Below are 26,963 nucleotides of genomic sequence, written 5' to 3'. Positions count from 1 at the left end.
ACTCAATGCCTGTAGGGTGTTGTCAGGGGTGCCAATGAGGCATTGTGCGTTGTCGCTACACTTGTTGCCAGCCTGGGTGCAGGGAGCATTGGGGGCTGGCCTCCCAAAACACGCTGTGAATACGTCCTTGTACGCTCGGCTCCGCCATCCATGGCTCCGCACGGTTTTGGGAGGCCAGCCCCCAATGCTCCATCCGGCAATGAAATTTTCCGCAAAAGGATTGGATTGATCATGGCAGAAGCATCGAAAACTCCACGCAAGAAAACCGCTACTTCAAAAAAGACCAGCACAGCCCCTTCGGGTATTCGCCGCGTAGCAGTGCTGGGTGGTAACCGGGTTCCGTTTGCGCGGTCCAATACCGCCTACAGCAAGATCAGTAACCAGGAGTTGCTGACATCCGCGCTGCGGGGGCTGGTGGATCGGTACAGTCTTCAGGGCAAGCGCCTCGGGGAAGTGGCGGCAGGGGCGGTGATCAAGCATTCCCGGGATTTTAACCTTACCCGGGAGTCGGCGATGAGTTGTGGTCTGGCGCCGGAGACACCGGCTTATGATATTCAGCTGGCCTGCGGGACGGGGCTGGAGGCAGCCATTCTGGTGGCCAACAGGATTGCCCTGGGGCAGATCGAATGTGGTATTGCCGGTGGTACCGATACCACGTCCGATGCGCCGATTGGTGTAAGCGAGGGGCTTCGGGAGATTCTGCTGGATCTGAACCGGGCCAAAACCACCGGCGAGCGGTTGAAGATTCTGGCGCGGTTCCGGCCCGCGCACCTCGTGCCCTTGGTTCCGGAGAACCGGGAGCCTCGCACCGGCATGTCCATGGGGGAGCATGCCCAGGTGATGGCCAGGGAGTGGGACATTCCCCGGGAAGATCAGGACAGGCTGGCCTGGGAGAGTCATCAGAAGCTTGCCAAGGCCTATGAAGAGGGGTTCTTTAAAGATTTGCTGACGCCGCTGGCGGGGCTGGACAAGGACAATATTCTGCGGCCGGATACAACCCTTGAGAAGCTGGCGACGCTCAAGCCGGTGTTTGACCGGGACAACGGCACCATGACGGCGGCCAACAGCACGGCGCTGACTGATGGCGCCTCCTGCGTGCTGCTGGCCAGTGAGGAGTGGGCGAAAGAGAATAACCATGAGGTGAAGGCGTGGCTGACGTTCTCCGAGGTGGCAGCGGTGGATTTTGTGGACAAGAAAGAGGGGCTGCTGATGGCGCCAGCTTACGCCGTACCCCGGATGCTGGAAAAAGCGGGGCTGACACTTCAGGATTTCGATTTCTACGAGATCCACGAAGCCTTCGCCTCGCAGGTGCTGTGTACTCTGAAAGCCTGGCAGGATCCCGCCTTCTGCAAGGACCGTCTGGGGCTGGACAAGCCGGTGGGCAGCATCGACCGGGACAAACTCAATGTAAAAGGCAGCAGCCTGGCCACCGGCCATCCGTTCGCCGCCACCGGCGGGCGCATCATTGCGACCCTGGCCAAGTTGCTGGAGGAAAAGGGCAGTGGCCGCGGCCTGATCTCCATCTGCACCGCAGGCGGGCAGGGGGTAACAGCGATTCTGGAGCGGTAAGTTTCCGGAAAACCGGAACTTTCCTTTGACAGTGCCAGGCTCAGCCCTTATCATGCGCGCCACGTTGATCAGGGGTTCCCTGAGCAACAACCAGTTTGATGCGGGGTAGAGCAGTCTGGTAGCTCGTCGGGCTCCCAATCCCGAGAAAGCCGGAGGGAGTCATCGACCTTCGGCTTATGAGCCCGACCAAGAGGCGGACTCAGTAGAAAGAATTGATGAAAAGTTTGATGCGGGGTAGAGCAGTCTGGTAGCTCGTCGGGCTCATAACCCGGAGGTCGTTGGTTCGAATCCAGCCCCCGCTACCATCTAAGAGAAAGGCAGATCAGTAAGCTACTGGTCTGCCTTTTTTATTTGTCCGCAGAAAGTTTCCCATTCCTGACTTGATTGAGGTCAAATCCCGATCCGGTTCGCTCCAATAATTCAGGTTGAACTCAGGTGACTGTGGTTTGCTTATCTCGCTGGAGATGCATGCCCGCTCCGGAGATCACACAATGGCAGTCGGGCGCAACCGCAGACGGAGGAGGGTTATATGGAATGGTTAGCGGAAAACTGGTTCTGGGTGGTTATCGGCATCCTGTTCGTGGCCATGCACATGTTCGGTCACGGTGGGCATGGTGGTCACGGCGGAGGCGGGCACGGCGGACATGGCGCGTCCGACAAGACGGACAAGCCGGACAAACCGGACAGCAATCAGGACCGACCCTCGGGTCATCGCCATTGATGGGAGTGGAACATGCTTAACACGAAACTGGTTACCTGGGCGCTGGGGTTGTTCGCAGCGGTCACCTTCATTGTCTGCGTTATCTATGGACTGGTAACGCCCCAAAGCCTGCATATGCATGCGTTTCTTGAGCAGGTATTGCCGGGATTCAAGTGGCTGACCTGGTGGGGATTTGTGGTCGGCCTGATTGAGAGTTTCCTATATGGCGCCTATGCCGGGCTGGTGTTCTGCCCGATCTACAATCGACTTCACCGTTACTTCGATGCCAAGCAAAGTGGGGACTGAGTCCGCCCCCGTCCACGCAACCACGGTTTAATCCCCCGGAGCACAACTGACCCTGGCAGGGGCACCACTCTGGTGAGCCGCGGCGCAGGTGAGCGGCGGCGCAAGGGCTATCAACGGACGCAGGCCCCGGTCTTAATAAGGAAGGAGACCCCATGAACAATGAAACCCCTGTCAGCCAGCTGCTATACGGCCCACTGCATACGGATGTCGAGGGATTTGATGCCCTGGCCGAGCTGGCCCTGGATATGCGTTCGTCATGGAATCATGCGACCGACCAGGTGTGGCGGCAGCTGGATCCCGAGTTGTGGCAAGCCACACGTAACCCCTGGGTCGTTCTGCAGACGGTCTCGCGGGAGAAGCTCCAGGGACTTCTGGCCGATCCGGCGTTCCGTAAAGACGTCGGGGACCTGGTGCAGGCCAGGCGAGATGCCGCTCGGGCGCCGGCGTGGTTTCAGCAAACCTACCCGCGGCCGCCTTTAACCTGTGCCGCTTATTTCAGCATGGAGTTCATGCTGAGCGAGGCCCTGCCCATTTATTCCGGCGGGCTGGGCAACGTGGCGGGCGATCAGCTCAAGGCCGCCAGCGATCTGGGTGTTCCGGTGATTGGCGTGGGGCTTCTCTACCAGCAAGGCTATTTTCGCCAGCTGATCGACCGGGACGGTGCACAGCAGGCGCTTTACCCGTATAACGATCCCGGCCAGTTGCCAATCATGCCGTTGCGTCATTCCAACGGGGAGTGGCTGCGGATACAGCTCGGCCTGCCCGGCCACCCGATCTGGCTGCGCGCCTGGCAGGTCCAGGTGGGCCGTGTGAAGCTTTACCTCCTGGACAGCAACGATGCGGCGAACTACCCGCCGTACCGGGGAATAACCAGTGAGCTTTACGGGGGCGCGCCGGATCAACGCCTGATGCAGGAGGTGATCCTCGGGATTGGCGGCTGGCGGTTGCTCGCCGCGCTCGGTATCGAACCGGAAGTCTGCCACCTGAACGAAGGGCATGCGGCTCTGGCCGTGCTGGAGCGCGCCCGCCACTTCATGCAGCGGACCGGTCAGCCGTTCGGCGTTGCGCTGGCCGCCACGCGCGCGGGCAATCTCTTCACCACCCACACGGCGGTGGCCGCTGGCTTCGACCGTTTCCCACCAGGCCTCATCGAGCACTGCCTGGGTGGCTACGCAAGCAACCAGCTCGGCATTACGCTCGACGATTTGCTGGCGCTGGGCCGCCGGAATCCGGACGATCCGGCCGAGGATTTCAATATGGCGTACCTGGCGATCCGCGGCAGCGGGGCGGTGAATGGCGTAAGTCGCCTGCACGGCAAGGTGAGCCGGCACCTGTTTGCGCCGCTGTTCCCGCGCTGGCCCGTGGATGAGGTGCCGGTTACGCACGTGACCAACGGCGTTCACATGCCGACCTGGGACTCGGCGGCGGCGGATGATCTTTGGACCGAGGCCTGTGGCAAGGAACGCTGGCTGGGGACCACGGAAACCCATGAGCAGCACATTCGCGCCCTCTCTGACGCCCGTCTCTGGCAATTCCGCACGGCGGCCAGTAAGGCGTTGGTTGACTACGTCCGTGATCGATTGTCCCGGCAACTGGCCGCCTCCGGCGAGGCGCCCGAGGCCGCTGATACTGCGAACCAGCTGTTTGATCCCGGGGTATTGACGCTGGGTTTTGCCCGCCGCTTCGCCACCTATAAGAGGCCGAACCTGCTGCTGCATGACCCGGAGCGCCTGCTGCGCCTGCTGACTGACCCGCAGCGCCCGGTGCAGCTCATTATGGCCGGCAAGGCTCATCCGCAGGACCGGGCGGGCCAGGCCCTGATCCGGCAATGGATGCAATTCATCCAGCGGCCCGAGGTGCGCGCCCGTGTGATCTTCCTGAGCGACTATGACATGCACTTGGGTGAGCACCTGGTGCAGGGCGTGGATGTCTGGCTCAACACGCCGCGCCGGCCCTGGGAGGCGAGTGGCACCAGTGGCATGAAGGTGCTTGTCAATGGTGGTATCAATCTGTCGGAATTGGACGGCTGGTGGGCGGAAGCCTACACTCCGGATGTGGGCTGGGCACTGGGGGACGGCCAGGAACATGGCGATGATCCGTTCCGGGATGCGGCTGAAGCCGATGCGCTGTACGACCTGCTCGAACGCGAAGTGATCCCCGAGTTCTATACGCGTGATGAACAAGGCATTCCCTCCGCCTGGGTGAACCGGATGCGCGAGAGCATGGCGCGGTTGACACCGCGCTTTTCTACCAACCGTACGGTGCGCGAATACACCGAGCAACACTACCTCCCGGCTGCCGCTGCATACCGTGAGCGGGCCGCTGGCAAAGGGGGAGTCGGCGCGGAACTGGTTGAATGGCGGCACGCTCTGGATCACAAATGGGCCGCGATACGCTTCGGCGACGTTGAGGTCGAGCCTGACGGTGAACAACACCTCTTCGAGGTTCAGGTCTACCTCGGAGACCTTGATCCGGAGGCCGTGCGGGTTGAGCTCTACGCCGACGGCAGGGACGGTAGCGCACCTGAACGGGTGGAGATGCAGCGCCTGCGGCAACCGACGGACGGCGAAAGCGGCTACAGCTATCGCGCAGCAGCCCCTGCGGCCCGCCCGGCGACAGACTATACCGCGCGACTCATGCCGCATCACAATGGTGTGGCGATCCCCCTGGAAGCTGCTCACATCCTTTGGCAACGGTGAGCGGGCGGGTATCGCGCATCCAGGAAGATCGCGAGTCGGGTTGGTGTCCTGGCGCGCAGGAGACACTCAGGAGAGATGAAAGCACGTATGACCAGGGAACACAGGTTTTCATGGCCGGTGCGCAGGCTTGCGCTGCTGGGGCTGGCGGGGGTTGCGGTGTTCGGGGCGGCAATTATCGCCCTGCACCTGACCGGCAGCGGGGTCGACTGGACCAGCGATTATGTCAGCGACCTGGCTAACCAGCCGTTTGGCTGGCTGTTCATGGTTGGCGCCTTCGTGCATGGCTGGGGTAACCTGGCGCTGACCCTGGCCCTGCGCGGCGCGCTGCGCCCGGGGCCGCTGCGGACCTGGTCGGTACTGCTGTTCGGCCTGGCCGCGGTCGGTATCCTGCTGGCGGCGTTGTTTCCCATCGAGGCACCCGGCCAGGCGCCGAACCTGCCCGGGCAGATACACCGGGGGGCAGCCAGCCTGGCGTTTGCACTGGAACTCGCCGCGCTGTTCGTGTTTTCAGCGGCCTTTCGCCGTCAGCTCGACTGGCGCCGCCAGCGCGCCGCCTCGCTGGTGCTGTCGGTGATCGCGGCGACGGCGGTGACGGCGTTCGTGATCGCCATTCAACTGGATATCGCGCCGGGCCTGGCGGAGCGTGTCGCGCTGGCGGTTTTCCTGGTCTGGGAAGTTTGGGCTTGCCTGCAGGTCATCCGGCCGCAACAGAAACCTGAGCCTGACCTGAAGCACTCCTATCCCTGACTTTGTGGAGGACCTGATCTTGAAAAACCTATACAAACCGAACAAGCCAGTGCCGGGCCGAGCCCGCCGGCGACGTGCCGACTCTGGAGATCCTGGCGGCGGTGGATATTCTGCGCCGCCACCTGCCCGAGCTCAGGGTGCGTGTGATCAACGTGGTGGATCTCATGACCCTGCAGGACCAGGCGGAACACCCGAACGGGCTGTCACACAAGGACTTCGACACCCTGTTCACGACCGATAAACCGATCATCTTCGCCTATCACGGGTATCCCTGGCTGATCCATCGCCTGACCTACCGGCGCACCAATCACAAGAACCTCCACGTGCGTGGCTACAAGGAGGAAGGCACCACCACGCCGTTCGACGTGGTGGTGCGCAATGACATGGACCGTTTCCACCTGGTGGCGGATGTCATTGATCGGGTTCCGCAACTGGGGTCACGGGCCGCCTATCTCAAGCAATGGCTGCGTGACCGGCTGATCGAGCATCGGCATCACATCATCGGGCACGGCGTGGATATGCCGGAGATTACCCAATGGCGCTGGGGGGCAACCGCGGACCCCACCCGAAGTCAAGAATAATTCCCATGGCTACAGGCTCCCATGCCTGCAGCCAATAACGCTCGTCGCTGCGGAAAAGCCGGGTCGCTACTCCCGGCTTAACTCCACCTGCATCACATTGATACCTCCGGCGCGAAACATACCGGCACAGCTGGCCAGGTAAAACCGCCACTTTCGCACGAACATCTCGCTGTACCCGAGCGCCCGTATCGCCGGTATCTGTTCGTCGACGTTCGCCAGCCACTTTTCCAGCGTAATGGCGTAATCCTGCCCGAATTCGAACACATCGTTCACCACCAGGCCGCTATCGGCGGCAACAGCTTCAAAACGCTTTCTGGAAGGCAGCATACCACCGGGGAAAATATGTTCCCTCAAAAAGTCGTTGCCGGAGCGATATCGCTCAAATCGCTCCTCGGCAATGGTAATGGTCTGTATCATTGCCTTGCCGCCAGGTCTCAGGTAGTCGTGCACATCCCTCATGTAGGCGGGCCAGTACGATTCGCCAACGTGCTCAAACATCCCGATTGATACCAGGTAATCAAAGGGGCCGGACAGCTCCCGGTAGTCCTGTAAACGAACCTCGGCATTTTCCGCCAGTCCGGCGGACTCGAGTCGCTGGCGGGCATAATCCGCCTGTTCGCCGGACAGGGTCGCACCGGTCACATGGCATCCGTGTGTGGCTGCGATTTCCATGAAACCACCCCAGCCACAGCCTATTTCCAGAATGCGGCTTCCCGGTTCCGGTGCCAGTCGCTGAAGGATGCGTTCATATTTCGCTTTCTGGGCCTCGTAAAGCGAGAGGGACGTATTGCCGTCAAACAGGGCGCAGGAGTATGTCATGCTCCGGTCCAGCCAGAGCTGATAAAAGTCGTTGCCTAAATCATAGTGCTCCTGGACGTTCTTACGGCTGCGTTTCAGTGTATTGGAAGACAACCGGTGCCTGCACCAGTGCCATAACCCGAGCCATACGCTGGTGTGCAAAACCCGATCAAAAACAACGATATTGCCTGCGGCGAGGCGCATCAGGGCAAGCAAGTCGGGTGTGGACCATTTGCCTGCCATGTAGTCTTCGCCCAATCCCACGTCACCGTGGGTGATCAGGTGATCGATGACATCCCACTGCAGCAATGCCATTTCCGCATGCACACCGTCTTGTTTTCCTTCATGGCGGGTCGTCTTTCCATCCGGCCATGTAAGCGATAACGAACCGAACTGAAGAGATTTCAGCGCCTGCAGGAAAAGATTACGGTGAATTGCGCTCGTCTTTCCCGTTGGCTTTTCCCGGGACCCCAGGTGCCCGCCTTCCGGCAAGGATTCCCTGCTCATGCCTTTCCATCCTTACGCTGTTCCCAGCAAGTTTCAGTGGGTTAAAAAGTAGGTGGACTATCATTTATTAGGCAACTGCTGTTCGTCAAACCTTATCGGAAACTGGGACGCTTGCAGGAGTTACCGGAACTATGGAAGTCTTTTCCGGCCATCCGGACCTACTCCTGTATTTCCGGATGATCTTGGCTTACTTCGGCCCGGATCGATATCCAGGTTCACCAGGGCGCCCCTGTCGGCCAGGGAGTTGCCCAGGGTGCGATAACCCCCGGTGAGCTCATGCTCCACCGGGCACAGCGGATCCTCCAGCCATAAACCGACCCGGGCATTGCGGGCCATGGGGCCGCCCTCGACCAGATCCGGTCGGGACTGGGTGCCGGGCGGGCCGGGGATGTGGCCGCGGAAGGAAACCAGCGAGCGCGCGTTGCTTATCCGCTTCGCGGGCGCTGGCCAGTGCGCTGTGTTCATCCAGCGCCACAATCGCGTTGATGGCAGGGTTCTGGTCCCGGATTCTTTCCAGTAAGGCGGTAATCAGTGCCTCGCTGGTCAGGGTGCCGGCCTCCAGTTGTTTCAGGAGCTCATGGGCCGGCTGATAATGAGTCGGGGTGTCTTGTACATCCATGGATGTTCTCTTTTTTTGTTGGTCTTAAGGCCTGTCGCCAGCGAGTCACGGCAGCTCTGATCGCCAGTGTTTTACGTTCACCTGGTCCTTGACTGCGTCGATGATTTCGATAATCAGGTTAATCAAGGCCTCGTTCTGGGCTTCGTCGGCTTTCACTTCACCGGGTGTCGGCAGGAAAACATTCACGATGTCTTCAATGAAGGCGTGATTGGAGGCTGAAGCCAGGTCTTCGAGGATCTGGTGGATGACATGGGCAACGATGTCGCCGACCGCTTCTTCCAGGGTTTCCTGAATGGTGGGGCCCACCACCGGAAGATATTTCAGTCGTGACAGTTCCAGGTTCTGTTTGAGGGCATTATCCACTGTGTCTTCCAGGTAGCTCCTGAGGGCTCCGCGATTGGGTACGTAGCCTTCCTGGGCCGCCTCGGCAACCCGTTTGGAAATCCAGTCGGAGAGCATGTCCCGTCGGGGATAGAGAATGTCCTTCTGGATCTTGTCAAACAGCGGAGAGCCCAGTTTGACCTCCTGCTGCACGCCGCTCAGCACCTTCAGCACAATGCGATCAGAGAGCTCTTCCATAAAGGCTTCGTAATAGAAATTTACGAAGCGGTAGATCTTGGTGTTCGTAACGTCAATGATCTTGTACTGGTGCAGTCGATAGATGATGGAGATCACACGGAGGATACGGAGGAAACGCAGGCTTCCCACCGGAATACAGCCCACCAGGTCATACCAGTGAATAAACGGGTAGAAGTACCAGCGGTCGTAGATTTTTGCCTTGATGGCGTAACCCCAGCGGACGAAGAACTCGGTCAGGAATATGCTGACGAAGATCAGATCGTAAAAGATGAAGCGTTCATGGATGGGGTGGTAGGCCGACTGTATGGCCGGAGCATGCTCTTTCAGCAGATTCTGAACGGCTACAAAGTTATAGATCGAGTCCCAGATGATGAACGCCAGGTTGATGATCAGCAGGCCCAGCATCAGGAAATCAATGATGAACCAGACAAGCTGGTGGCTGGATTTCAGGTTTTCTCGATTTATCTTCAGCATTCGCCAGGGTCCGGTCTGTTGCTAAGTATCTGACAGGTTAGCTTATTTCAACGCCACAAACGACTCGCCCTTGAGCCGCTCAAGGCAGTCCGAAAGGCCAACCATGGATTAACTTGACCGTCTGCCATTAAACTCCCACGCTTGAACGGAAATCCTTCTTGTTACCACCAACACTGAAATAGCCGGATGCTATCAATCTATCAAGTCGTGAATTCGGGCCGGGTCCGGCTTTTGATCTTGTTGCTCTGCTGGCTGCCGTCGTGGGTTTGCGCGCAACAGGTCGTCGTGAACATGGAGGGAGACTACCCGGATCTGAAATCAAATGCCCAGGCGTTTATCGGGGAGGTTGAAGGCCGCAGTGCCAGTAATCTCAGGCGTTATGCCCCCACGGCCGTTGGTCAGGCCGAGGAGGCATTGCGGGCGCTCGGGTATTACAGCCCGTTGATTGATTGGCGGATTGAAGAGGGTGGTTCCGACACAACGGCAACGCTCGTTCTGTCCATTACACCGGGGGAGCCGGTGCGAGTTACGTCCCGGACCGTGGAGATCAGGGGGGCAGCTGCGTCAGATGAACGGTTTAACGCCGATCTGCCAGAGCACCCGGCGGAAGGCGACATTCTCAACCACGGTCAATATGCCAGCCTGCGAGACACCATCCAGACCCGTGCCCGACGGCGTGGCTATTTCGACGGCACATTTGTTACCCGTACCCTGGAAGTGGATCCGGCAACCCGAAGCGCTGCGGTTACGCTTATCTATGATAGCGGCGAAAGGCACCGGCTCGGAGAGGTAACCTTTGCCGAGGGACACTGGTTCGAGATCGGTCTACTGGAGCAGTTCGTTTCTTTCGAGCCAGGTATACCCTTCCATGCTGATGAAGTAGCAAGGCTCAACCGGGATCTCCTGAACAGCGGCTATTTCAGCAGTGTTGATATCGATGCCTCACCGGGTAGTGCCGAGGACGGCGTGATTCCGGTCCGCGTTGATCTCACCCGGCGCGAGGCCCGCTCTGTGGCGGCGGGCGTGGGGTTTTCGACCGATGTCGGACCCAGGTTCCGTGGAAACTGGCGGGAACACTGGATCAATCCCATGGGGCACAAGCGGGGCGCCGAGACAGAACTCTCGGTACCCAGGCAGAACCTGAGTACCTGGTACGAGCTGCCCCTGGATCCGCCCATGACCGACCTGATCCGCCTGAGCGCCGGTTACCAGCGCGAGGACATCGAGAATGTGGAATCGGAACTTCTGAGCCTGGGGCAGCAGTGGCAGCATCAGTTGGATAACGGCTGGCTACAGATATTGTCGCTGCGTTGGGAAGGTGAGCGCTTTAACATCGGCAATGACGAGAAAGGCACAAGCACACTCCTGCTGCCCGGTGCGGGATACTCGAAAATACACACGGACTCGCCACTGGACCCATCCCGGGGCTATCGCCTGCAGTTCGATGTTACCGGTTCGCATCGGGCGGCGCTGTCCGATGTGGATATCCTTCATGTAAACGCACTGGTCAAGGGGCTGTTTACGCTGGCGGACAAGCACCGGTTTCTGGGTCGTCTGCAGGCGGGGGCTGTGGCAACCAACCGGTTTGAAGATGTGCCTCCATCCCTGCGTTTCTTCGCTGGCGGTGACCAGAGTGTGCGAGGGTATGGCTATGAAACCCTGTCGCCAGAGAATGATAACGGCGTGCCGGTGGGCGGACGCTTCCTGATGGTTGGCAGTGCCGAGTATCAGTATCAGTTTGCGGACAAATGGCGTGCCGCCATGTTCGTCGACCACGGCAACGCGATCAACAATCCGAGCGACCCGCTGGCCACCGGCGCTGGTGTCGGCATACGCTGGATCAGCCCGGTCGGGCCGTTGAGGCTGGACATCGCCAAAGGGTTGGATCGTGAATTTGGCGGGGATTGGCGCATTCACTTTTCCATGGGGCCTGAGCTGTGACGAGGACACCGGAAACTTCGGACGACAGGCCGCACAAGCCATCGGCACGCCCGCGCCGCCTCCGGTTCTGGCTGTTGGTAGGGCTGGCGGTATTGATTCTCGTGCCTGTCCTTGTGGTGGCCGCTGTTTTGCTGGCCCTGCGCTCTGAGACGGGAACCGCCTGGGTTATAGAACAGGTGCCAGGGCTTCAGGTGGAAAATGACCGGGGATCTCTGTTTGGTCGGTGGCAGGCCGACCACTTGCAATGGCGTGGTTACGGGGTCGAAGTGGTCGTTGAGTCGCCACTCGTGGACTGGTCCCCTTCCTGTCTGTTCCGAAAACAGCTCTGTATTGAGAATCTGGAAGCAGAGACGCTCGAAGTCTCGCAGTTGCCCCCGGCGGACAAAGCCGAAGGCGGGAGCCCCATTACACTGCCGGGCGTGGACCTGCCGCTGGCGCTGAATATCAGTGGCGTCCGGCTCGGGCCTTTTACCTTCAACGGCAACAGAGTCTGGGACCGGTTTGAGCTGGACGCCGGAGGGTCGGGCGCCGCCTGGAACATAAAGCGCGCCTGGTATCAGCTGGGTGAGTACACGGTGTCCGCCGCTGGCCGGATAGAAACCCGCCGGGACTGGCCTGTCAATCTGGAAGTCAAAGCGGACATCCCGCCGCCTTATGGAGACGAGTGGCTTCTCGACGCCCGGCTCTCCGGCAGCGTTCGGGACCTGATGGTCGCTGCATCCAGCCGTGGCTACCTGGATGCTGAACTCTCGGGGGAAGTCGAGCCGCTCGATCCGGCCCTGCCGGCACAGTTGAGGCTAACCTCGGATCAGTTCCGCGCAGCGCAGGCGCTGCCGGAGACCCTTGTGTTCAATGATTGGTCTGTGGACGCCAGGGGTAGCCTTCAGCAGGGTTTTCGCACCCGGGGGCAAGCTACGCTTCCGGGCACGACAGGCCCGGTACGGCTGACGCTGGAGGGCCTGGCGACGACTCGTGCGGCGGAGAACATCCGGATCGAGTTGGCCGCAGACAAGGAGAATGGTGCAGGGCAAGACACTGTGGTGGCCAATGGCAATGTCTCCTGGAGCGAGGGCCTCGAAGCCAGTGCCGACATCCGTTTGCGCGGATTTCCCTGGTATACGCTGATCCCGGGCTTTGAGCCGCCAGTGGTAACCCTTCGTTCCCTGGATGGCACCGTGTCCTGGCGTGAGGGGAACTACCATGCAGAGCTTCAAGCCGGTGTCGAGGGTCCCCAGGGCAACGCGGAACTGACCACCACGGTGGATGGCGATGCCGGGCAGACCACACTGACCAACCTGACCGTCAGCACAGGCGCCGGGTCTCTTACCGGCAACGGCTCGGTGAACTTTTCCGGGCCGCTTTCCTGGCAGGCGGCCTTGCGCCTGAAGGACTTCAATCCCGGTTATTGGGTACCTGTACTGGAAGCCAGTCTCAGCGGTGATGTGACGACCGAGGGACAACTCGGGGATGGACCGGTACCTGCCATGAATGCCGGATGGGATCTTGAGGGCGACTGGCGTTCCAATCCCGCGTCTCTGCAGGGACGGCTAGATACCTCATCAGGCAGTTGGGAGCTATCCGACCTGCAGTTGTTGGTGGGTGACAACCGTATTGAGGGTAGCGGTACCTGGGGCGACGTTCTGCGTGGTGATCTGGCTCTGAACCTGCCCGCGCCGGAAATTGTCCTGCCTGGCCTGACGGGGAATCTGCAAGCCACTCTGACGGCGGAGGGAACACCAGAGCGCCCGAGGGGCGAGCTGAGTGCAAGTGGCAAAAACCTGGGCTGGCAGGATAAGCTCGCCATTGAAACCCTCAGTCTTGAGGCCGATCTGCAGGACGGCATGCGCCTTGTCAGCCGTTTGCAGGCGGAGAACCTCAACGGGTTCGGGCAAGAGCTTGAAACGCTCACTCTGGAAGCCAATGGCACCCAGGGAAAGCACACCGTGAGCATCGGTGCACGTCATGCCGAGGCTGACCTTGAGCTGGTTTTCGCAGGAGAGGCCGGCGCTGACTGGAGAACCTGGCAGGGAGAGCTGTCCCGGGGCGTGATTGACCTTCCGGAACAGTCCCAGCAATGGCGGCTGCAGGCCCCGGCGACCCTGGCATACAAAGCCGATGGTGAGCTCACATTTGGCAATCATTGCTGGCGCTGGGAGGAGAGTACGGTTTGTGCCGAGGACCAGACACTGCTTCCGGTTCCCCGCATTGTCTATCGTATCGACCGCTTCCCAACCGGGGCCCTCGCTCCCTTGCTGCCAGAGACATTACGTTGGGACGGTTGGATCAACGGAGAGGTCGATTTCACCACCACCGGCGACGGTCCGGACGGACGCCTTTTCCTGGACGCCGGTGAAGGACAATTCCAGTTGCTGGTGGACGGCGAGTGGGAGTCGCTCGCCTACAATACCCTGACAAGCGAGGTCGCCCTGAAGCCGAAACAGGCCGACCTTGCAGTCCGTCTTTCCGGACCGGAGCTTGGCGATTTCACGCTGGACATGAACCTGGATCCGAACTCGGACGACCGCAACGTTGAGGGTTCCTTCAGTCTCGAGGGTCTGGATATTGCCCTTGCAGGACTGCTTTCCGGGCTGGACGAAGTTGCCGGTCGGGTGAACGGCCAGGGCCAGCTCTCCGGCCCGCTGATGAAGCCGGCGGTGACCGGCGAACTGCACCTGGTGAATGGACGGGTTTCCGATCCCCGCTTGCCGGTACCGATCGAGGAGGTGATCGCCAGCGTTCAGTTTGGCGGTTACTCGGCCGAGATCAGTGGCAGGATCCGGAGCAATGCGCGAAGCCAGACCATTGTGGATGGGGAAATCGACTGGCAACAGTCTCCCCGGGGGGAAATCACGATTTCCGGCAGCCGTGTGCCATTCAACCTGGAGCCTTATGCGCAGCTTGAGGTGGAGCCGGATCTGACCATCGTTTTCAGTGAGGGGGCCCTGGAGGTATCCGGACAGGTCGGAGTGCCAAGAGGCGACATCGAGATACAGGGTTTGCCGGACCAGGCCGTGTCGGTCTCGGAGGATGAGGTCATTGTCGGCGTGGAACGGGAAGAGCCCGTTGTCCGATCGCTGAATATGGATGTGACCGTGGTTGTTGGAGAAGATCAGGTGACTTTTGCCGCCTTCGGCGTGACCGGTGATCTGGAGGGATCTCTTCGCATTGGCAATGACATGGATACCCGTGGCACGCTCCAACTGGTCAATGGCCAGTATGAAGCCTATGGTCAGGAGCTCAAGCTCAGGCGGGCAAGACTGTTGTTCGTGGGCAACCTTACCCAGCCCTATCTGGACATCGAGGCCGTCCGCACCGTGGATACCGTCGTGGCCGGTATTCGTCTGACCGGCCCTGTGCAGTCGCCCCAGACGGAAGTATTCTCCAACCCCGACATGCCTCAGACGGAGGCGCTTTCCTATGTCATTCTTGGCCGGGCGCCCCAGAGCCAGGGTGATGAGGGCCAGATGAGCCGGGCGGCGCTGTCCCTGGGACTGACCCAGGCCAACAAGGTGACGGGGCAAATTGGCGAAGAGTTCGGTATTCGCCAGCTCACCCTGGAAGCGGAGGGTTCCGGCGATCAGACCTCGGTGGTGGCGAGCGGGTATCTGACGGATGAACTGAGTGTCCGCTACGGTGTCGGCATCTTCGAGCCGATCACGACGGTCGCTCTGCGCTACGATCTGGGCCGCTACTTCTATCTGGAGGCTGCCAGCGGGCTGGCGGCCTCCCTGGATATCTTCTACACCCGGGATTTCTGAGTTCAGTCCAGCTCGAAGGTGGCGCTCACTGAGGCCCGGATTTCCCGCTCACCCACGCTCGAGACCGTATCCGACATGGATTTGGCCTCCGCCATCATCATTGGTACCGGGCGGTGCCCGCCATTGATGTTGATGGTGACCACATCACCACAGCTCTGGTCGAGCTGACTGGCCACGAATCGGCAGCGGGCCTGGGCGTCTGCGATGGCTCTGGCCAGTGCTTCCTGTTCCATACCGGTCTCATCTGAGTGGAAGAACTGGTGAGGGCCCAGGTGGTAATCCAGGCCCACAGCCTGGGCCTGCTGGAGCAAGGGGTTGAGCAGAGTAAGATCACTGATGCTGAAGCTGACGGTCTGGGAGGCAACGGCCTGCTTGCGGGGTTGCTCCTCCCTTTCAGATGCGGGCAACGTTCGGGTGTAAAGGTTTACCGACGCGTCTGAGTAATCATTGAGCTGATCCTGGTACTCGGTAATACCCTCGCGCCACTGCGCCATCAGGGCCGCTACCCGTTCGGTGGCCTTCTGGGGAAGCTCGTGCTCGGCACTGGCTGTGAACTGGAGTCGGGCGCTGTCGGGCTCGTATCGGACACTGCCCTCGCCAGTGAGCGTAACTTCACCTGCCATTGTCAGAGCAGGTACTGTGAGCGCGAGAGGGAGAATAAAACCGGACTTCAGGTTTAAACGGAGCTTTCGGTTCCGTCCGTTCATGGTAGTGCCTCCTTTGGAAACCGTGGATGGATCAGGCGTCGTCGGAATCCGGTTCCAGGCGCGCCAGTTTGTATCGGCGGGCAGCATCCACGAACTGGCCAAAGATGCGTCGGTGTCCGCCATGGTAGAGCAGGTATTCCGGGTGCCATTGGATGCCCGTTAGCCATTGGCGTCCGGTGCTTTCAATAGCCTGTACAAACAGATCATTGTCCACGGCGGTCACGCGCAGGTTGCGGCCAAGGCGCTTGATGGCCTGGCTGTGAATCCGGTTGGCGCCGATCACCGGTGAGCGCATGGCTTGCTCAAGCCGGCTGTGCGTTACCAGTCGCACGGTTTGCAGGGGCAAGAGCAGTGGGCGATGCCGGGTATTGACCCTCAGCGGTGTCACGTTCTGGCACAGGGACCCGCCGTGGAAAACGTTGATGAACTGGGCGCCGCGGCAAATTCCGAGCACGGGAATGCCAATGGCTTCAGCCTGCTCAAGCAGTGACTGATCGGTTTTATCCCGCTTGCGGTCATAATTGGCGGTAACCTGTGGCTCCTGCCCATAACGTTCAGGATGGACGTGGGTGCCGCCTGACAGCACCAGGCCATCAAGCATCGGTACGGCAACCCGTGAACCGGGGCGAATATAGTGGGTCCGGGCACCGTGGAGGCGCAGACCCAGGCTGATCAGGCGATGGGCAAGGCTTTTTCGAGCGGGACCACTGATGCCGATCGTCAGGCCCGGAACCTCAAGTTCCTGTTCTTTGGACTCGTCAGACATACCCGTTTTTGGCCAGCCAGTCGTCAGTGGTTTCCCGCCAGCTGTGGGTCAGGTTGTGAAGATTCAGTTTGCGCCGCTCCCGGAACAGTTGCCGCATGTCGGCCAGGTCGTCGGGATTGTTGGCCAGTTGCTCCAGAACGACCCAGTCGTTCCAAACGGTTGAGAAATGCCAGCCGGGATTGTCGATGTCGCAATCCGGCAACCGGTAATGCAGGGTTGGCCTGCTTTTTATCCTGGGATCCTGAACATGACGTTCCAGCCGTTCCTTGTCCAGGTGGGCAAACAGTGGAAGCAGGTCAAGCGCGCGATTGCGGGTAGGATTGAACTCCAGGTAATCCTCCATGAGCTCCCCGAGGTTTGGATGATAGTTATCCTCCATCAGGAGCTCGGTGTAGCGGCCGTGCCAGGGTTCGATGTACGTAGTGAATTTGCGGCTGACGTCCAGTTGATGCCGGTGCTTGAGCCATTCATACAGGGCCGCGAACGCCTGGAAGTAACGAACCAGGGTCTCCGGGCTGAGGTCGGGCAACTCGGGATTAAGCTGCAGGCCAAACGCAAAATAGATGGCGTCCCGGCTGCCCAGTGCCCCGGCGTTCCTGAGTTTGTCGACGAGCGTTTCAATCACCTCGACGCTGGAAAACTTCAGGGGTGGGCTGATGATCTCGAGGGGTACCACGCGTTCGGCCGCGGCGTCGATCACATCCATCGCCTGACCACCGAGTTCACGAATGGATTCGGGGAGGCGCTCATCCGCCAGATCAAGATCCTTGATCGGATCGGAATCAAGCTCAACCGTGAAGTCGCCAAGAGCTGTCTGCAAGGTTGTCACATAGCGTGACTTGAGCTCAGGTGTGCCCTCCAGCATCTTCGCCGCCAATGTAACCAGCTCATCATAGCCCAGACCAGACAGTTCGATCTCGACGCCAACCCGGCGTTCCTTCCCTTCGTTCGTCTCTAGGATGTCAGGCATCCTGCAGGCACTGACTTGAGTCATGGTGCTCCCTGGTTCGTGAGGAATAGTGGCCTAACCATATCACACCGCTGTTGATCCTCATTATTAAGCGGTTGCAAGAAAATCAGGGAGCCGACTTTACACTGGATAAAACACTGTATATAGTCAGTTTACTGTATAAAAAAACAGGGCCGCCGGAGCCGCTCTTACGAGAGGTTGATGTTTGCCGCGGCCCGATCCCGATATAGCGGAGTAGCTTGATGAAGCTGACAGCAAGGCAGTCCCAGGTACTGGATATTATTCGCCGATACGTCGACGAGACCGGCTATCCGCCAACCCGTGCTGAAATCGCGGCAGAACTGGGCTTCCGTTCGGCCAACGCCGCGGAAGAACATCTCCGGGCATTGGCAAGGAAAGGTGCCATCGAGATGGTGCCGGGAGCCAGCCGCGGCATCCGTCTGCCTGAGGCGGAAGAGGACCTTGGCCTTCCGGTCATTGGTCAGGTTGCTGCCGGCAGTCCGATCCTTGCTCAGGAGCACATCGAGGACCACTGCACATTGCGGCCGGAATTCTTTTCGCCGTCTGCAGATTATCTTCTGCGGGTCCGGGGCATGAGCATGAAAGACATCGGTATTCTCGATGGCGACCTGCTGGCAGTTCACAGTACCCAGGATGTTCACAACGGCCAGGTGGTTGTTGCCCGGGTTGGCGATGAGGTCACGGTAAAGCGTTTCCGCAAGGAAGGCTCGAAAGTCTACCTGATTGCCGAAAACGAAGAATTCGCACCGATCGAAGTGGACCTGACCGAACAGGAGCTGTTCATCGAGGGTCTGGGTGTTGGTGTTATCCGCCGCTCTGACCTGCACTGAGCGGTTCGGATAGCCTCAGATAGTTTGAATAACGGGTGAATTATGGAACAAATGAGCTTTAATCAGAATCTGGCCTACAACCCCAATGCTCTGTCCTGTTCAGTGTCGGCAACCGCCGCCCGCGAGCGACGTTCCGTCATTCGCGCCCGACGCGCTCCGGAAACCACCGAACCCAAAGTCTGTGGCAATGTGACGGAGATCATTCTGCCGGAAGGCCAGGTAGAAAATTTCCAGCTGCTGTTGCCAATGCTGACCCAGCTGAATCAGGAGAAGCGTTGGCTGGCCTGGATCGACCCGCCCCAGGCGCTGGTTAGCAAGTGGCAAAAAATGCACGGGATTGTCGCCGGCGAATTGCTGGTGCTGCGTTCAACACCGGACTATCCTGCCCAGGACCTGGCAGAGCGAGCCCTCAGTGCCGGCACCTGTCACGCGGTGGTCATGTGGACCCGTAAACTGGGGCGAACTGCCTTCGAATCCCTGCAAAGAGCCTCGGCCGAGGGCAATAGCCACGGCGTCGTTCTCAGGCAGCGTTAACCGATCAATGCAGAGTGTAGGAGGGCTGGGCGTCTGAGGCGTCCAGTTCGTCATCTTCCCAGTCGATATCGTGGGCAACATTGCCTACAGCCTCAATGCCAGCTGCAATCATTGCTTTGGCAACCGACATATCCCGATCTTCCATCATTTCCCGGGCTTCTTCCGAAAAAGAGATTTTTACCAGTGGCGCACTGTCATCATCAATGCGGCGCAGGGCGTAATCGCCATTGGTCAATTGCACGATTTCAAAAAACGATGGTGACATTCAATAAACCTTCAAGTTAATACGATTTGAATAACCGGAGCTGGGAGTGGCTTACCACTCGCTGTGCTGCTCTTCCAGATCGTCGGCAAAATGTTTGACGGCGGTCAGCGTTTTCATCAACGCAGCCGACGATCGATCCGGGCCGGAATCGGCCGATACCGCAATGATGTTTTCCTCGCTCACGGTTTTTTTGGTCGCCGGGGGTCTGCTTTGGGCGCGCTCGAGTTGCTCCAGATGGTTCCACCAACTCCCGGATCGCTGTTCCAGCTCCTTCAGGCGGCCAACTTCACTCGGTTCTGGCCCGATAAGAGCGACCAGCTCATCAAGGGTTGAAGGCTCCTCTGATTTTCTCTGGTATAGCCTCGCAACCATGACCAGCAACAGTTTTCGAGACCGCAGAAGCAGCTCGATCGCCCCCTGAATAGCGGCCTCCCGGCGCAGCGCCTGTTCCGCCTCGTTGGGACGTTGTTCCTGAGCCTCGTCTGTGGGCCGGTCGAGTGGCTGAAGCAGCGTGCGGGCGAGAAAGAGCTTTTGAGAAACCAGTGAGTGCCATTGCGAGGCCATGGAATACCTTCAATCCCCCAGCGCGGGTATAACCCCGAAAATTAATTCGTCACTATATCATTTTCGCTATCAAATTTCTTCCATTCTCTGTGCGGTGAGGTTTCACAATAAAACACAAACATTCACTTGAAACGACCGTTTGAATTTGGCAAAAAGGCGCCCGGCTGTGCGAGTTCTGCTCGTGGCGGCTACCCAACAGCATGAATTTCTGGAGGTGTAAGGGATGCGAAGCCAACTGGTTGCAGGTGTCGCACTGGTTTTTCTCGGGTTTTCCGGACAGGCCCTGTCCAAGGTCACGGCCGCCGAGGCCGAGCGGCTGGGTGGTGAACTGACCCCGGTCGGAGCCGAAAAGGCGGGCAACCGCTCAGGCAGCATACCCGAATGGACCGGAGGTTTGGCCACGCCGCCGGACGGCTGGCGTGAGGGGCAAGTGGAAATTAACCCGTTTCCCGAAGACGAGGCTCTTTTCGTTGTTACCTCCAACAACCTGGAGCTATACAGGGACAAGCTTTCAGACGGTCACATTGCCATGCTGGAGAAGTATGGGCCCGACTTCTTCATGCCGGTTTACCAGACCCGACGGACTGCCGCGTTTCCCGAGCACGTCTACGACAAATTTCGTGAGAACGCGCTGACAGCGCAGTTGCTGGACAATGGTAACGGCGTTCGTGACACCATCATGACCAGTCCCTTCCCGATTCCAAAAAATGGTCTGGAGGTTATCTGGAACCATATCCTGCGCTATCGGGGCGAAGAAACTTCCCTGCGTAGTGCCTCTGCAACGCCCCAGAGGGATGGCTCCTACAACCCGGTGGTCAATGATTACGACTACTTCATCGCATACAGCCAGAGGGGTGCGGAGCTGGCGGAAATCGATAACAAGATTTTTTACCTGAAGACGGACACTGTCTCACCGTCGTCACTGGCCGGCACCATCACGCTGGTGCATGAAACGCTTGACCAGGTGCGGTCGCCGCGTCTTGCGTGGCGGTACGATTCCGGTTCCCGTCGTCTTCGCCGGTCGCCCAACCTGGCCTACGAAACCGACCTGCCGAATTCATCCTCGCTGCGGTCCGTCGACCAGAAAGACATGTACAACGGTGCGCCTAACCAATACGACTGGGAGCTGAAAGGCAAGCGCGAGTTGTTCGTGCCCTACAATGCCTACAAGCTTCACGGGCCAGAAATCGAAGCCGACGACGTGATTCGTCCGGGCCATATCAATCAGCAGCTTACCCGCTACGAACTTCATCGGGTTTGGGTAGTCGAAGCGAAACGCCGTACCGGTATCAGCCACATTTATGATCGCCGCGTGTTTTACGTGGATGAAGACAGCTGGCAGATCCTCGCGTCCGAGGAATACGATGCAGAGGGGAATCTGTGGCGTGTGTCGGAAGCTCACAACATCAGCTATTACAGTGAGCCGGTATTCTGGACTACCATGGAAATGACTTACGACCTGAAGGCGGAGCGTTATTACGTTGATGGGCTGGATAATGGATTCCCGGCGTACGATTTCGCCCCGGGGTTCCGTGGCAACGAATTTACTGCCTCCGCCGCCCGTCGTGCCGCTCGCCGCTGATTTCCAAGGAGACTGACATGGCAGACCCGCAAGCCCACCTGGACCACCTGGATCGACTGATGGCGGATCTCGGTCGCGCCCTGGCCGAAAAGGACTGGGACGCGATGGCGGGGCTGAACGAGCAGGTGAAGCCGGCAGTCGAGCCGCTGATGGCTGCCCTGGAAGCGGGAGAGGTTGATGCGGAGCCGGTGAGGCTCCGCTTGCAGGAACTACAGCAGTTTATTGACGCCGCCGATGAATCGGCCCGAATGGCCCGCAAGGAGGCGGAGGATGGCCTGAAGGGTGTAAACAGGAACCGGAGTGCGGCGAAGGCCTACCAGAACGTTTCTTCAAACCGACCAAAATAGCGTCATAAAATTGACTCTGGGGTTCTTACAGTCTTAAATACCGCACAAATCCCCCAAGAGATTCGGTTGAATGTCTAAAAATAACAAAGTGCTGGTGCTGAGCGAGGATGATTCAAGATTGCGGGACATAGTCACCATTCTTGAGTTCATTGGCGAGGAGCAGGTTCTTGCCGGCGATGAAGCCAGGGCACTTTTGAGCAGTGGTGATGAGGAAAGCCTTTCAGATATCGCGGTCGCGGTGGTGAATGGCGAGGATGCAGGAGCCACCGAGGCGATCACCGCTGTGTGTGATGCCGTTCAGGGCGTACCGTTTCTGGTTGTTGGTCACCCTGAGCTCAAGGGGCTGTCCGACGAGACCAGCGGTCGCATCATTGCTCGCATGGAATGGCCGCTCAATTACACCAAGTTCGTCGATTCGCTCTACCGGGCCCAGATCTATCGGGATCAGTTCACCCGCTCCCGGGAGCGTGGCCAGCAGCGCGGTTTGCAGCTCTTCCGGAGCCTTGTGGGAACCAGCCGAAAAGTCCAGCAGGTACGCCAGCTGATGGAGCAGGTGGCGGATAAGGACGTCAGCGTTCTCATTACCGGTGAGTCCGGTACCGGCAAGGAGGTGGTCGCCCGCAACCTGCATTACCACTCTTCCCGGCGGAACAAACCGTTTGTGCCGGTGAACTGTGGCGCCATTCCGGCTGAACTGCTGGAAAGCGAATTATTCGGCCATGAAAAAGGCGCCTTTACCGGTGCCATCACAGCCCGGGTAGGGCGCTTTGAAATGGCGGAGGGCGGCACCCTGTTTCTGGATGAGATCGGCGACATGCCGCTCAACATGCAGGTGAAGATTCTTCGGGTTTTGCAGGAGCGTACCTTCGAGCGGGTGGGCAGCAATCGGACCCAGTCGGCCGATGTGCGGGTAATCGCCGCCACTCACAAGCATCTGGAAGACATGATCGAGTCCGGGGATTTCCGGGAAGATCTCTATTATCGCCTGAATGTGTTCCCCATCGAAATGCCGGCCCTTCGCGAGCGAGTGGAAGATATTCCCTTGCTGATCAACGAGCTTATTTCCCGGATGGAGAAGGAGAAGCGTGGCTCGCTGCGGATGAACTCCGCGGCCATCATGAGTCTGTGCAGGCACGACTGGCCCGGTAACGTGCGTGAACTGGCGAATCTTGTCGAACGCCTGTCGATCATGCATCCCTATGGTGTAATCGGCGTGCAGGAGCTGCCCAAGAAGTTCCGCTACGTTGACGACTATGATGAGAATCGCCCGGTGGAGGACACGGGTATGCCTTCCGGTATTCCTGGCCTGGTGGGCCTGGATGCCCCGGCATTGCTGCCGGTGAACGGTATCGACCTGAAGGATTACCTCTCCAACCTCGAGAAACAGCTGATCCAGCAGGCGCTCGACGAGGCCGGCGGCGTTGTGGCCAGGGCTGCCGAGAAGCTGCGGATCCGACGCACTACTCTGGTAGAGAAGGTTCGAAAGTACGGGCTGCGGGAAGAGGAATCTGAGGAGTCCTGAGCAGGATCGCCCGGAATTTAGAGCTCCCTGAACGGCGTCAAAGGTTCGTAACCTGAGGCGCCGTTTCCGTTTCTGACCGACGTAAAATTGTCATTCTACTCTTTCAAGAATCTCCTTGCCTTTGAAATATATAGAAAAAATCAAGTTGGCACGTTGCTGGCTTACAAACCTGCAAACGAAGTATCCGAACTATGAGGTCCGAACCGACGGGCCGATCGGGGAGTCAGGTTATGAGTCAGGCACAATTTGTTCTTCAGTCCGGCGCGGGCGGCACAAAGACCAACGCTGCGGCGGACGTCAATGACAAGGTTACCGCCCTGTTTCCGGAACAGGACGATGAGGCGGTGGATACCGCCCTGGAATTGTTCAACCGGATGTCGCGGCAGATCACTGACTCCTACCGGACCCTCGAATCCCGGGTCAACCAGCTTTCCGGCGAGCTGAACCAGGAATCGCTCCAGCGTCAGCAGGAGCTTGAAGAAAAAGAGCAGCTGGCAGATCGTCTGTCCACCTTGCTGAACGCACTGCCTGCCGGCGTTGTCGTTCTGGATAGCCAGGGCGTGGTAACGCAGACCAACCCGGCAGCTATTGCGCTTCTGGGGGAGCCCCTTGACGGTGCCCGCTGGGTTGATGTCATCCATCGCTGCTTTGCGCCCCGGCGGGACGATGGCCACGAAGTATCTCTGAAGGATGGTCGCAGGGTCAGCATCGAGATCCGGACCATGGAAAACCAGCCCGGCCAGTTAATCCTGCTGACAGACCTAACCGAAACCCGGCACCTTCAGGCGCAGCTGGCTCACGCCCAGCGTCTGTCTGCCATGGGCAAGATGGTTGCGTCTCTCGCTCACCAGATCCGTACCCCGCTGTCCGCGGCCATTCTTTACGGTGGCCATCTGAGCCAGGAGGATCTGGACGAAGAAATGCGTCAGCGCTGTGCTTCCCGCCTGATGTCGCGCCTGACCCACCTGGAACAGCAGGTGCGGGATATGCTCATTTTCGCCCGGGGCGAAACCCGGCTGGCCGAGGAGTTATCTGCCGACAAACTGGTCTCGGCACTGGCATCGGCAGTCGAGGGGCTGAAGCCGGCTCCGGGCGCGACAGTGAATCTCGAGAACAAAATCTCCAGCGACTGCCGGCTGATGTGTAATCGGGATGCCCTAGTTGGCGCCTGTACCAATCTGGTGAATAACAGCCTGGAGGCCGGCGCTCGCCATGTGGCGGTTCGGGTAACCGAGGAAACCGGGGAACTGGTCATCCGGGTTGTGGACAACGGCCCAGGTTTTGAGCCCTCGGACGCTGCCCGGCTGACCGAAGCTTTTTATACAACCAAGTCCCATGGCACGGGTCTCGGCCTTGCGGTGGTGCAGGCCGTTATCAAGGCGCATCAGGGACGGTTTTCCATTGAATCGCCGGAGCAGGGCGGTGCTGTAGCCACCCTGCGTTTGCCGCAATTACGTAACAGACACTGATCGGAGGCAACCATGGCCAAGGCCCAGATTCTGATTGTTGAGGACGACCATGACCTGCGTGAAGCGCTGGTAACCACCCTCGAACTGGCAAAATTCCGGGTTCGGGAAGCATGCAATGCCAGCGAAGCCCTTGAGCGACTGGCCGAGGCTCCGGTGGATATGGTGGTCAGTGATGTCAACATGCCGGGTCTGTCAGGGCACCAGCTTCTGGCAGAGGTGCAGCGGCTGTACCCGGGCCTGCCAATGATGCTGATCACGGCCTATGGCCAGATCAGCGATGCGGTATCCGCCATGCAGGCCGGCGCTATCGATTATCTGGTGAAGCCATTCGAACCGCGTTTCCTGGTGGATGCCGTCAGCAAGGTTGTTGGCGGCGGGCGTGAGAAAGCCAGTGATGAACCGGTGGCAGAAGACCCGATCAGCAAGCGGATGTTCCAGCTGGCGACCAAAGTGGCCGGCAGCGATTCCACCGTCATGATCTCGGGGGAAAGCGGAACTGGCAAGGAAGTCCTTGCCCGGTTCATTCACCAGCAGTCCCCGCGGTCAGAGCAGCCATTCGTGGCGATCAACTGTGCTGCAATACCGGAAAACATGCTGGAGGCTATCCTGTTCGGTCACGAGAAAGGTGCCTTTACCGGTGCCGTCGCCTCCTCGCCCGGCAAATTCGAGCAGGCCAACGGCGGAACCATTCTGCTGGACGAGATTTCGGAGATGGATCTGGGGCTTCAGTCCAAGCTCTTGCGGGTATTGCAGGAGCGGGAAGTGGAGCGGGTTGGTGGTCGCAAGACCATCAGCCTGGATGTCCGTGTTGTAGCGACCACCAACCGGGATCTGGCGGATTACGTTCGCGAAGGCAAGTTCCGGGAAGACCTCTATTACCGTCTGACAGTGTTCCCGATGCACTGGCAGCCGCTCCGGGAGCGGCCGCTGGATATCATGCCACTGGCTACTTCGCTGCTTAAAAAGCATTGCCGCAAAATGAAGCTGACCGGGATTACCTTTGCCCAGGACGCAAAAAGTGCGCTTATGAATCATCAATGGCCGGGGAATGTGCGGGAGCTGGACAATGCCATCCAGCGAGCGCTGGTGCTGCACCAGGGAAATGTCATTCACTCTGGCGATCTGTGTCTGGAGCTGGGCATCACCGGCCGGCCGGACCTTCGCAGCGCGGCGCCGGTTTCGATGACCGAAACCGTTGCCAACATAGCAGCGGGCGAGCCGGATATTTCAGACTCTGGCTTTTCCCCCCTAGACGAACCTTCTCATTTGCGCAGTGACGAGCCGGAGGGCGCGGTTTCGCTGGGAGATGATCTGAGGCAGCAGGAATTCCGTATTATTATTCAGACACTCCGGAAAGAGCGTGGGCGTCGCAACAGGGCCGCGGAGCAATTGGGGATCAGCCCCCGCACGCTCAGGTACAAGCTGGCCCAGATGCGCGACGCCGGAATCGATCTGGACGCCGAAATGGCCTTGGTCTGACCCCCTGCAAGACGAACTCCTTCATTGGCACCCCTCGGGGTGCCGTTTTTTTATCTTCGATTCCCCATGCCGGTGGGGGCACCCTGCCCGTCGTCAAAAGTCCGTCATGGAACTTTCACGACTCCGTCCTTTTATCCGTAACCTTCTGATATTTATATCTAAAAACTACTTGGCCTGCCAATTGCTTCACCGGAGCTAAGATTATCCCAAGAGCAATTCCGTCCCTGGGAGGGCGGAGCCAGGAGAGAGTTATGGTTCAGCGTGCCGACATCAACAGTGTTTTGTCCGATATCCGGTCCCTGCGTTCACAGATGATGCAGAACCAGCGGGTCGAGCAGGATCAATCGGTTCGTGGTCGCATAGACGGCCCTCGCCAGGTTCAGGAAACCCAGGAGACGCCCAGCTTCAATGACATGCTTAGCAACGCGGTGAACAACGTGAACGACCTCCAGAAAACGGCTGGGGATCTGCGAACCGCCTACGACATGGGCGATCCGAACGTAGACATCACCCGTGTGATGATTGCCGCCCAGAAATCCTCTGTCTCCTTCGAAGCGCTGACCCAGGTACGTAACCGGGTGGTTCGGGCCTACGAAGACATTATGAACATGCCGATCTGATAACGGAGC

24 protein-coding genes and 1 tRNA gene are annotated in these 26,963 nt (G+C 59.1%); 17 read left to right on the top strand and 8 right to left on the bottom strand.

Annotation, left to right across the window (positions count from 1 at the left end; genetic code table 11):
* Positions 1-231 precede the first annotated feature (231 nt).
* The 7 genes from ACGK9W_RS09340 to ACGK9W_RS09310 all read left to right on the top strand — a co-directional run bounded on the left by ACGK9W_RS09340 (position 232) and on the right by ACGK9W_RS09310 (position 6,602).
* The gene (locus tag ACGK9W_RS09340; protein ID WP_075267570.1) at positions 232-1,569 is read left to right on the top strand and encodes an acetyl-CoA C-acetyltransferase; all 1,338 of its coding nucleotides are present in this window, start codon (positions 232-234) and stop codon (positions 1,567-1,569) included.
* Between the two features lie 228 nt (positions 1,570-1,797).
* Positions 1,798-1,874, top strand: a tRNA-Met gene (locus tag ACGK9W_RS09335).
* Positions 1,875-2,098: 224 nt separating this feature from the next.
* On the top strand, positions 2,099-2,290 hold the full coding sequence (locus tag ACGK9W_RS09330; protein WP_053112515.1) for a hypothetical protein: 192 nt from the start codon (positions 2,099-2,101) through the stop codon (positions 2,288-2,290).
* A gap of 12 nt (positions 2,291-2,302) precedes the next feature.
* On the top strand, positions 2,303-2,575 hold the full coding sequence (locus tag ACGK9W_RS09325; protein ID WP_053112513.1) for a DUF5676 family membrane protein: 273 nt from the start codon (positions 2,303-2,305) through the stop codon (positions 2,573-2,575).
* Between the two features lie 152 nt (positions 2,576-2,727).
* Positions 2,728-5,274 carry an alpha-glucan family phosphorylase gene (glgP, locus tag ACGK9W_RS09320; protein ID WP_092030846.1) on the top strand — a complete coding sequence of 849 codons (2,547 nt, stop codon included), beginning with the start codon at positions 2,728-2,730 and terminating at the stop codon, positions 5,272-5,274.
* A gap of 75 nt (positions 5,275-5,349) precedes the next feature.
* The gene (locus ACGK9W_RS09315) at positions 5,350-6,021 is read left to right on the top strand and encodes a DUF998 domain-containing protein (protein WP_053112512.1); all 672 of its coding nucleotides are present in this window, start codon (positions 5,350-5,352) and stop codon (positions 6,019-6,021) included.
* 74 nt (positions 6,022-6,095) lie between these two features.
* Positions 6,096-6,602, top strand: coding sequence for a phosphoketolase (locus ACGK9W_RS09310; protein ID WP_273157544.1), 507 nt, complete (start codon positions 6,096-6,098; stop codon positions 6,600-6,602).
* Positions 6,603-6,668: 66 nt separating this feature from the next.
* On the opposite strand, the gene ACGK9W_RS09305 is transcribed toward ACGK9W_RS09310, so the two are convergent.
* The 3 genes from ACGK9W_RS09305 to ACGK9W_RS09295 form a co-directional block, all read right to left on the bottom strand.
* Entirely contained in the window at positions 6,669-7,907 is a 1,239-nt protein-coding gene (locus ACGK9W_RS09305; protein WP_273157546.1) for a cyclopropane-fatty-acyl-phospholipid synthase, read from the bottom strand.
* A 129-nt stretch (positions 7,908-8,036) separates the two neighbouring features.
* Positions 8,037-8,372 (bottom strand): hypothetical protein, encoded by a 336-nt coding sequence (locus ACGK9W_RS09300; protein ID WP_273157548.1) that lies wholly within the window; start codon positions 8,370-8,372, stop codon positions 8,037-8,039.
* A gap of 199 nt (positions 8,373-8,571) precedes the next feature.
* Positions 8,572-9,579 carry a hypothetical protein gene (locus ACGK9W_RS09295; RefSeq protein ID WP_008177437.1) on the bottom strand — a complete coding sequence of 336 codons (1,008 nt, stop codon included), beginning with the start codon at positions 9,577-9,579 and terminating at the stop codon, positions 8,572-8,574.
* A 291-nt stretch (positions 9,580-9,870) separates the two neighbouring features.
* Here ACGK9W_RS09295 and ACGK9W_RS09290 point away from each other — a divergent pair, with 291 nt between their 5' ends.
* Both ACGK9W_RS09290 and ACGK9W_RS09285 read left to right on the top strand, forming a co-directional pair.
* Positions 9,871-11,520, top strand: a complete 1,650-nt coding sequence (locus tag ACGK9W_RS09290; protein WP_273157559.1) for an autotransporter assembly complex protein TamA — start codon at positions 9,871-9,873, stop codon at positions 11,518-11,520.
* A 74-nt stretch (positions 11,521-11,594) separates the two neighbouring features.
* Positions 11,595-15,278 (top strand): translocation/assembly module TamB domain-containing protein, encoded by a 3,684-nt coding sequence (locus tag ACGK9W_RS09285; RefSeq protein WP_405421019.1) that lies wholly within the window; start codon positions 11,595-11,597, stop codon positions 15,276-15,278.
* A gap of 2 nt (positions 15,279-15,280) precedes the next feature.
* On the opposite strand, the gene ACGK9W_RS09280 is transcribed toward ACGK9W_RS09285, so the two are convergent.
* Genes ACGK9W_RS09280 through ACGK9W_RS09270 form a run of 3 tightly spaced genes read right to left on the bottom strand, consistent with a single transcriptional unit; the run spans position 15,281 to position 17,745 of the window.
* Complete coding sequence (locus tag ACGK9W_RS09280) at positions 15,281-15,985, bottom strand: SIMPL domain-containing protein (protein ID WP_014577645.1); 705 nt, start codon at positions 15,983-15,985, stop codon at positions 15,281-15,283.
* A 31-nt stretch (positions 15,986-16,016) separates the two neighbouring features.
* Positions 16,017-16,751 (bottom strand): gamma-glutamyl-gamma-aminobutyrate hydrolase family protein, encoded by a 735-nt coding sequence (locus tag ACGK9W_RS09275; RefSeq protein WP_405420517.1) that lies wholly within the window; start codon positions 16,749-16,751, stop codon positions 16,017-16,019.
* Complete coding sequence (locus ACGK9W_RS09270) at positions 16,744-17,745, bottom strand: amidoligase family protein (protein ID WP_062782222.1); 1,002 nt, start codon at positions 17,743-17,745, stop codon at positions 16,744-16,746. The genes ACGK9W_RS09275 and ACGK9W_RS09270 overlap by 8 nt, the downstream gene beginning before the upstream one ends.
* 215 nt (positions 17,746-17,960) lie before the next feature.
* Between ACGK9W_RS09270 and lexA the strand changes: the two genes are divergently transcribed.
* Both lexA and ACGK9W_RS09260 read left to right on the top strand, forming a co-directional pair.
* Positions 17,961-18,572 carry a transcriptional repressor LexA gene (gene lexA / locus ACGK9W_RS09265; protein WP_273082659.1) on the top strand — a complete coding sequence of 204 codons (612 nt, stop codon included), beginning with the start codon at positions 17,961-17,963 and terminating at the stop codon, positions 18,570-18,572.
* 42 nt (positions 18,573-18,614) lie between these two features.
* The gene (locus ACGK9W_RS09260; RefSeq protein ID WP_008177450.1) at positions 18,615-19,106 is read left to right on the top strand and encodes a cell division inhibitor SulA; all 492 of its coding nucleotides are present in this window, start codon (positions 18,615-18,617) and stop codon (positions 19,104-19,106) included.
* Between the two features lie 4 nt (positions 19,107-19,110).
* Here ACGK9W_RS09260 and ACGK9W_RS09255 read toward each other — a convergent pair whose 3' ends face one another.
* Both ACGK9W_RS09255 and ACGK9W_RS09250 read right to left on the bottom strand, forming a co-directional pair.
* On the bottom strand, positions 19,111-19,371 hold the full coding sequence (locus tag ACGK9W_RS09255; protein ID WP_008177453.1) for a hypothetical protein: 261 nt from the start codon (positions 19,369-19,371) through the stop codon (positions 19,111-19,113).
* Positions 19,372-19,422: 51 nt separating this feature from the next.
* The gene (locus tag ACGK9W_RS09250) at positions 19,423-19,935 is read right to left on the bottom strand and encodes a DUF6586 family protein (RefSeq protein WP_008177455.1); all 513 of its coding nucleotides are present in this window, start codon (positions 19,933-19,935) and stop codon (positions 19,423-19,425) included.
* Positions 19,936-20,158: 223 nt separating this feature from the next.
* Here ACGK9W_RS09250 and ACGK9W_RS09245 point away from each other — a divergent pair, with 223 nt between their 5' ends.
* The 6 genes from ACGK9W_RS09245 to fliE all read left to right on the top strand — a co-directional run bounded on the left by ACGK9W_RS09245 (position 20,159) and on the right by fliE (position 26,954).
* Positions 20,159-21,517: a DUF1329 domain-containing protein gene (locus ACGK9W_RS09245; RefSeq protein ID WP_405420510.1), complete on the top strand. Its 1,359-nt coding sequence runs from the start codon at positions 20,159-20,161 to the stop codon at positions 21,515-21,517.
* Between the two features lie 17 nt (positions 21,518-21,534).
* Positions 21,535-21,864 carry an SOS cell division inhibitor gene (locus tag ACGK9W_RS09240; protein WP_092033270.1) on the top strand — a complete coding sequence of 110 codons (330 nt, stop codon included), beginning with the start codon at positions 21,535-21,537 and terminating at the stop codon, positions 21,862-21,864.
* A gap of 70 nt (positions 21,865-21,934) precedes the next feature.
* On the top strand, positions 21,935-23,386 hold the full coding sequence (locus ACGK9W_RS09235) for a sigma-54 dependent transcriptional regulator (protein ID WP_273157554.1): 1,452 nt from the start codon (positions 21,935-21,937) through the stop codon (positions 23,384-23,386).
* Positions 23,387-23,616: 230 nt separating this feature from the next.
* Positions 23,617-24,855, top strand: a complete 1,239-nt coding sequence (locus ACGK9W_RS09230; protein WP_014577638.1) for a PAS domain-containing sensor histidine kinase — start codon at positions 23,617-23,619, stop codon at positions 24,853-24,855.
* 12 nt (positions 24,856-24,867) lie between these two features.
* Positions 24,868-26,334 (top strand): sigma-54 dependent transcriptional regulator, encoded by a 1,467-nt coding sequence (locus tag ACGK9W_RS09225; protein WP_008173057.1) that lies wholly within the window; start codon positions 24,868-24,870, stop codon positions 26,332-26,334.
* A 251-nt stretch (positions 26,335-26,585) separates the two neighbouring features.
* The gene (fliE, locus tag ACGK9W_RS09220; protein ID WP_008173058.1) at positions 26,586-26,954 is read left to right on the top strand and encodes a flagellar hook-basal body complex protein FliE; all 369 of its coding nucleotides are present in this window, start codon (positions 26,586-26,588) and stop codon (positions 26,952-26,954) included.
* Positions 26,955-26,963 lie beyond the last annotated feature (9 nt).

The sequence above is a fragment of the Marinobacter flavimaris genome, assembly GCF_045057155.1.
GTDB classification, from domain to species: domain Bacteria; phylum Pseudomonadota; class Gammaproteobacteria; order Pseudomonadales; family Oleiphilaceae; genus Marinobacter; species Marinobacter manganoxydans.
Note: the sequence above shows the minus strand (reverse complement) of the source record. Positions and strands in the feature narration are given on the sequence as shown.